This window comes from Neisseria sp. HMSC074B07, from assembly GCF_001810355.1.
In the GTDB taxonomy this organism is placed as follows: domain Bacteria; phylum Pseudomonadota; class Gammaproteobacteria; order Burkholderiales; family Neisseriaceae; genus Neisseria.
Window position 1 is genome coordinate 196,560 of sequence record NZ_KV800981.1, and the last position, 6,148, is coordinate 202,707.

General features: G+C 46.5%; 11 protein-coding genes. 2 read left to right on the plus strand and 9 right to left on the minus strand.

Annotation, left to right across the window (positions count from 1 at the left end):
* Positions 1–43: 43 nt before the first annotated feature.
* Positions 44–298, plus strand: a complete 255-nt coding sequence (locus HMPREF2726_RS12075; protein ID WP_009311917.1) for a glutaredoxin family protein — start codon at positions 44–46, stop codon at positions 296–298.
* Positions 299–406: 108 nt separating this feature from the next.
* On the opposite strand, the gene HMPREF2726_RS12080 is transcribed toward HMPREF2726_RS12075, so the two are convergent.
* Complete coding sequence (locus HMPREF2726_RS12080; RefSeq protein ID WP_009311915.1) at positions 407–841, minus strand: hypothetical protein; 435 nt, start codon at positions 839–841, stop codon at positions 407–409.
* Entirely contained in the window at positions 834–2,141 is a 1,308-nt protein-coding gene (locus HMPREF2726_RS12085; RefSeq protein ID WP_009311913.1) for a homoserine dehydrogenase, read from the minus strand. The genes HMPREF2726_RS12080 and HMPREF2726_RS12085 overlap by 8 nt, the downstream gene beginning before the upstream one ends.
* 242 nt (positions 2,142–2,383) lie before the next feature.
* On the opposite strand from HMPREF2726_RS12085, the gene HMPREF2726_RS12090 reads away from it, so the two are divergent.
* On the plus strand, positions 2,384–2,758 hold the full coding sequence (locus tag HMPREF2726_RS12090; RefSeq protein ID WP_009311911.1) for an Mth938-like domain-containing protein: 375 nt from the start codon (positions 2,384–2,386) through the stop codon (positions 2,756–2,758).
* A gap of 73 nt (positions 2,759–2,831) precedes the next feature.
* On the opposite strand, the gene HMPREF2726_RS12095 is transcribed toward HMPREF2726_RS12090, so the two are convergent.
* The 7 genes from HMPREF2726_RS12095 to HMPREF2726_RS12125 all read right to left on the minus strand — a co-directional run bounded on the left by HMPREF2726_RS12095 (position 2,832) and on the right by HMPREF2726_RS12125 (position 5,981).
* Positions 2,832–3,266, minus strand: coding sequence for a YiiD C-terminal domain-containing protein (locus HMPREF2726_RS12095; RefSeq protein ID WP_036529284.1), 435 nt, complete (start codon positions 3,264–3,266; stop codon positions 2,832–2,834).
* Between the two features lie 84 nt (positions 3,267–3,350).
* Positions 3,351–3,887: a gamma carbonic anhydrase family protein gene (locus HMPREF2726_RS12100; protein ID WP_003755292.1), complete on the minus strand. Its 537-nt coding sequence runs from the start codon at positions 3,885–3,887 to the stop codon at positions 3,351–3,353.
* Positions 3,888–3,998: 111 nt separating this feature from the next.
* Positions 3,999–4,289 (minus strand): hypothetical protein, encoded by a 291-nt coding sequence (locus HMPREF2726_RS12105; protein ID WP_036529282.1) that lies wholly within the window; start codon positions 4,287–4,289, stop codon positions 3,999–4,001.
* A gap of 23 nt (positions 4,290–4,312) precedes the next feature.
* A complete protein-coding gene (locus HMPREF2726_RS12110; protein ID WP_148132522.1) occupies positions 4,313–4,615 on the minus strand; it encodes a hypothetical protein in 303 nt (100 codons plus the stop codon).
* 289 nt (positions 4,616–4,904) lie between these two features.
* A complete protein-coding gene (locus HMPREF2726_RS12120) occupies positions 4,905–5,240 on the minus strand; it encodes a hypothetical protein (RefSeq protein WP_009311903.1) in 336 nt (111 codons plus the stop codon).
* Positions 5,225–5,407 carry an RHS repeat domain-containing protein gene (locus HMPREF2726_RS13520; RefSeq protein WP_232203810.1) on the minus strand — a complete coding sequence of 61 codons (183 nt, stop codon included), beginning with the start codon at positions 5,405–5,407 and terminating at the stop codon, positions 5,225–5,227. The genes HMPREF2726_RS12120 and HMPREF2726_RS13520 overlap by 16 nt, the downstream gene beginning before the upstream one ends.
* A 76-nt stretch (positions 5,408–5,483) precedes the next feature.
* A complete protein-coding gene (locus HMPREF2726_RS12125; RefSeq protein ID WP_070603495.1) occupies positions 5,484–5,981 on the minus strand; it encodes a hypothetical protein in 498 nt (165 codons plus the stop codon).
* Positions 5,982–6,148: the final 167 nt, after the last annotated feature.

A 6,148-nucleotide genomic window follows, 5' to 3' on the forward strand; every position in this document is an offset into this window, starting at 1 on the left:
CTTACAATCCGTTTTTCGTTTACCACACCGCAAAGCATCCGCTATGAAGCTGATCCTGATGTTTCGAGAATATTGCAGTCTCTGTCACAAAATGCGTGAACAGCTCAAGCCGTATCAAGAGGCATTCGGTTTTGAGTTGGAAATCTTCGATGTCGATGAAGACCCTGTTTTAGAAGAACAATATAACGAGCTTGTCCCCGTGTTATTGGATGGGGACGAAGAAATCTGCCACTGGTTTTTGGATGAGGAAAAACTGAAGGTATGGTTGGAAGGGAAGAAACCGATCGCCCGAGCATAGTTTGTTGTTCCATCCTGATGTGCAGTGAATCCCTTATCAATAAAAAGGTCGTCTGAAAAAAACAAACGGAGTTTTTTCAGACGACCTTTTTGCCATGTCAAAAACGGATTATTCTGCCTTCAAACCTGCCACACACTGCTTGTCGCGATCTTCAAACGCTTGCGCGCCGCCAAGCAGGTCGAGCTGCTCTTGCGGGCTGAGTTTGCCCAATGAACGGATTTGATCTTCGGAGAGTTTGTCCAAAGGCTTGTCCCACATACAGGTGCAGTAATCGGTGGCGAGTTTGCTGTTGTTTGAATCCAAGCCCCTTTCTTTCAAATCGTTTTGCCATTTTTCGGCAAAGGGGATGTTTTTCACGCAAGACTCAAAGATGTTATGCTTTGCCTGCGGTTTGGACATGGCGCATTGGGAGAGCAGGGCGGTCGCGGCGAGCAGTGCCAAAATGACCCACGCCCAAATGCGGATGGTGCGGATTTTGGCTTTCGCTTTTTTACGCGCCGCGGCTTGCTCTTCGGCGGACATTTCGTTTTTCGGCTCAGTCATGCAGGCTTTCCATGCGGATCATGGTGATCGGTTTCTCCACGCAGCTTAATGCTTCGATGGCGGCAATGGCGCGCTTGATGTTTTTCTCGACCGTGCTGTGGGTCAGAATCACGATTTCGGCGGTGGTTTGGTCGATGACGCCTTTTTGGATTAAGGCTTCGATGGACACGTTTTCTTTTGCCAAAAGCGCGGCGATTTGCCCCAGCGTACCCGGTTCGTCTTTGGCTTGGACGCGCAGGTAGTAGCTGCTGGTGATTTCGTCCATAGGCAGGATGGTTTGCGCTTGGACTTGGGCGGGTTGGAACGCCAGATGCGGTACGCGGTGGTCGGTGTTGGCTTCAATCAGGCGTGCGATGTCGATGATGTCGGCGACGACGGCGGAAGCAGTCGGCAATGCGCCTGCGCCCGCGCCGTAGTATAAGGTTTCGCCAACCATATCGGCATTGACGCGCACGGCATTCATCACGCCGTTGACGTTTGCCAAGAGACGGCTTTCGGGAATCAGGGTCGGATGGACGCGCAATTCGATACCTTTGTCGGTTTTGCGGGTGATGCCCAAAAGTTTAATGCGGTAGCCGAGTTCTTCGGCGTATTTGATGTCGCGGCTGTCGAGTTTGCTGATGCCTTCGAGGTAGCAGGCGGGGAAGTTCATCGGCGTGCCGAATGCCAGCGCGCTCATGATGGTAATTTTGTGGCCCGCGTCGTTGCCTTCGATGTCGAAGGTCGGATCGGCTTCGGCGTAGCCCAACGCTTGCGCTTCTTTCAATACGTCGGCAAACGCGCTGCCTTTTTCGCGCATTTCGGAGAGGATGAAGTTGCTGGTGCCGTTGATGATGCCAGCGATGCTGCGGATGCGGTTGGCGGCGAGGCCTTCGCGCAGGGCTTTGATAATCGGGATGCCGCCCGCTACTGCCGCTTCAAATTGCACCATGACGTTTTTTTCTTCCGCCAGCGGGAAGATTTCGTTGCCGTATTCGGCGAGCAGTTTTTTGTTGGCGGTAACGATGTGTTTGCCGTTTTCAATGGCTTTTAATACTGCATCTTTGGCGATGCCGGTACCGCCGAACAATTCGACGACGACATCGACGTCTTCACGCGCGACCAGTTCGAACGGGTCTTTGACGAAGGCTGCGGACGGGCAGGTTTGGTGGGCTTTTTCTTCGCTCAAGTCGCATACGGCACTGATGCGCACTTCGCGTCCCAAACGGCGGCTGATTTCCGCCGCATTGTCCTGCAACACGGCAGCCGTACCGCCGCCGACCGTACCTAAACCTAAAAGACCGATGTTTACTGGCTTCATTGTGCCTCCTTGTGAGCCGATTCTCTTAAATCAAAAAGTAAAAACAGAAATTCAGAAAGCCCGAAACGCACCGCCGCCGCAGATTGATATAATGCTGATTTTGCAAGGGCGGAAGACGCAGGCTAAAGTCGCCCATCCTACCTGAAATTGCCTGATTTTGCACCTTTTTTACGGAACGCGGCGAAAGGGCGGCAAGCCTGTTTGCAATAGATGGATGAAGCCGAGAAGGAAACGGAAGAAAAATGCTGATAGAAGAAAACAAAACCGATGAAACCCTGAGCCTGACCGCTTATCGGGCGGGCGCAATCGAAGCGGGCGGCAAAACCTACACCGCGCCCATCATCTGGCGCAACGGCAAAATCGAAGCAATGAACGTGCAAACGCCGTCCGAACTGACTGCCGCCGACCTGTTTCAGACGACCTCCGAGTCGGACGGCTTGCCCGAAGTCATCATCATCGGCACAGGAGAGAAGCAGCAGTTCCTCCATCCCAAAATCTCCGCCGAACTTGCCGAACACGGCATCGGGTTGGAATGTATGAACACAGCCTCCGCCTGCCGAACGCTGGTGTTGCTGCAAGGTGAAGGGCGCAGCGTTTGGGCTTGGCTGTGGGTGTGAATAGATATCCGCTTCATAGACAAAGGTCGTCTGAAAATTTCAGACGACCTTTGTCTATGAAACAGCCGATACCTTATCCCAATACGACAAACCGTCCGTCAAAGACGGCAGCCAATTCGTTTTCCGAATAGATTTCGGTTTGCAGGGTGATTTTTCCTTTTTTATGGCGCTCGAACATTGTTTTGAGTTTTTGCCACTCTTCAGCCGGCGGACTGCGTGTGATGATGGTCAGATCGCCTCGGGCAGGGCGCAGGTAGCGGGTAGTGCCTTCTTGAATGACGATATTGCCATCCGATTCGGGGCAATGGAGATAGACAGTTGCCCAGCCGCCGACGGTTGCCGCCAACGCGATACTGCCGCCGAAGGCGGTATTTTTATGATTGCGGTTGGGGGCGTGGGGTGCGAAAAGTACGGTCTGATCCGCTGTGGTTTCCAAGACGCTCAGGTCGAGCAGGGCGGTCGCAGGGATGTGGGCATGTAGGAAATCTTGCAGGGTTTCGGGGTTCATGGTCGTTATCGGGACGGGTCGTCTGAAAATCAGGAGCAGGCAGCAAAGCCCCATCAATTATAGCGATAAGGCGTCGCAGAGGGCTTATTTTGATTGCTTGTGTTGTCCTGCCAGCCGCACATAATGCGCGGACGAATATTTCAAAAACTCTTTTTCCTTGTCCGTCAGCGGGCGGACTTGTTTGACGGGCGAGCCGACATAAAGATAGCCGCTTTCCAAACGTTTGCGCGGCGGCACCAAGCTGCCTGCGCCTATCATCACGTCGCTTTCGACGACGGTATCGTCCAGAATAATTGTTCCCATACCGATTAAAACGCGGTCGCCGATACGGCAGCCGTGCAGCATGACTTTGTGTCCGACGGTAACGTCTTCGCCGATGACAAGGGGCGAGCCTTCAGGCTTTTCCGCGTTTTTGTGCGAAACGTGCAAGACGCTGCCGTCCTGCACATTGCTGCGCGCGCCGATGCTGATGCTGTTCACGTCGCCGCGCAAAACGGCATACGGCCAAACGGATACGTCTTCGGCAAGCGATACTTCGCCGATGATGACCGAAGTTTCATCGATAAGACAGGACTCATGGACTTGCGGAGTATGGTCTAAGAAGGGGCGGATGGGGTTCATGCGGTTATTTCCTTTGTAAGCAGGGTTTGTTTTAAGAGGTCGTCTGAAACGGATTTTAAACTTTTCAGACGACCTTTTTAAATGTTGGGTTTTGAGCCAATCTATCCTTAACTAAAACCATCTATCAGCAGGACATTTTTCTTCATATTTGGCTAAATCACTCGATTTTATCTTGTTTAAAGACACTAATTGTCTGCATAATTTCTGAAATCTACCGAAAGATTCGCAATCTCCGGCAACAGAAGCATAAAACCATAGATACTGATCAATTTCTTCCAAGGAAGATAGTTTGCAAATATTATCTATTTGATTTTCCATGATTCCATCGGCTACTTCATATTGCTCATTATCAAATAATTTATCTAAAATTGATTCAAACTCTTCAAAATTTTTAAAAATCATCTCTATATTGTTGATTAATTGAATTATATTTCAGATTTCTTTAAAAGAATATCCTCTAAAATATTAATTATTTTTCTGCTAAAAGGATGTTCATGTGTAGCCGGTAATATAAGAGTGTAGTAATACACTTCATGAAGTATAAAAATATTCTTTCTCAAGATACTGTCTTTAGGACAGTCATCATATAGGTCTTCATATCCATCATAATATGCATAATCTGCCATTGTATTCATTCTTAATGATCGATAGTACTGGCATGCCAATGATATTTGGCCTTCTCCATGTTGATCGAGTTTATAGGCATTCTCTTCTGAGAAATTCTCCATTTCATGATCTTTAACATACCCATAAAAAAACTGCCATCAAATAGTTTGTCATTCTCATAAATAATGCAATTTGGCCATAGCTCAACTATTGCTTGATTAAAACCATTCAAAACAATATCAGGTTTTTTATTTGAAATAACAAAGTATTCCATTCCTGTTATATTCATATCAATAATCCCGTTTTAATTATTTAGCAGTTTTACCATGCTTCAACATTTGGTGCTGGGGTACAAATAATTCTGTTGGAGAGAACAGACTCAAACTAACTTTGTGAATAATGATCAAAAAATCAAGTTTGATTTATGGTCCTACTTTCAATCAATTTTTTCCATTGATATAAAAGGGACAAAAAGTATTCAAAGTCATAAATAGTTACATCCATTTCAGTAAATTCGTTAAAAATATTTATCTTATCTTTTGTTATGGAAATTGTGTGGGCATTGCCTGCTCCCTGCCAGTTTTCTATTTCATCATTTTTAATTTGATTAATGACATCAATAAATAAATTGACATTGTAATCAATACCTTGAATATCTCCTTCAAAAAAGTCTCCGATAACTTGTTCATCAGGATTAGCAGTATTTTTTACACAACAATAATTATCTTTATCTAAAAAGAACTCCATGTTTTAACTCCTTCGGCAAACACAATAGGATTCTGACTCACGAACCGCTCGATTTCAGGGTCGTAATACCGGAAACGGATGTAGTGTAACCCGCTTTCTTCGTCGTAATACTTACCTTGGAAGTGGAACGGGATGTTGACTTTGAGGTCGTCTGAAACAGGTTTCAAGTTTTTCAGACGACCTTTTCAAACCAACCCATACACATGAATTAAGATTTCAAACGGATTACGGTTTTCTCATCCTTTATTCGTTGGAAAAAACGATCATTTTCCCTTCCGGATAATCTCCTTTCCAGCCGCAAGGGAGACCGTTATGTTGGTAAACATATAAGATATCTTTCCAAATCTCCGGTATATAGTTATTGGCATAACAATTCAATAAAATCCTCATATTGTCAGGCATTGTTTCTTCCAGTAGGTTTACTACCCCCTCTATCGTGAGCTTTTTATCTGCACCATGAAAATCCTTATCTAGGGCTCCCAGGCAATTGGTATTAATTAATTTAGCACCAATCAAGTAGTGCCAATCGAAATCCTCCAAACCCGAGAATTGCTGAGTATCTATAATCTCCTCCCACTCGTCCCATTCACGACCTAACAGATATCTGGCTTCCTCCGGAGAGGCAGTAACGATAAATCTTTCACGATCGCCGTCATAAGGACGGGAAAAGAAACTGTCTGATGACAAAAAATCAACCACGGGTTGTGCTGATTCAAGTATTTGGTTCCAAGTCTTTTTCATTGTTGATTGCCTTTTGACTCAAATTTTACAAGCACCAAGTCCGGGAATATTGGTTTACGGGGCGCGGGCGAGTTGAAAAATATTCGGTTTATATTATCTATCTGTCTTCGGGCTGACAACTGTTATCCAAACAAAAAGGTCGTCTGAAAAGTGAACTGGCCCCCAAA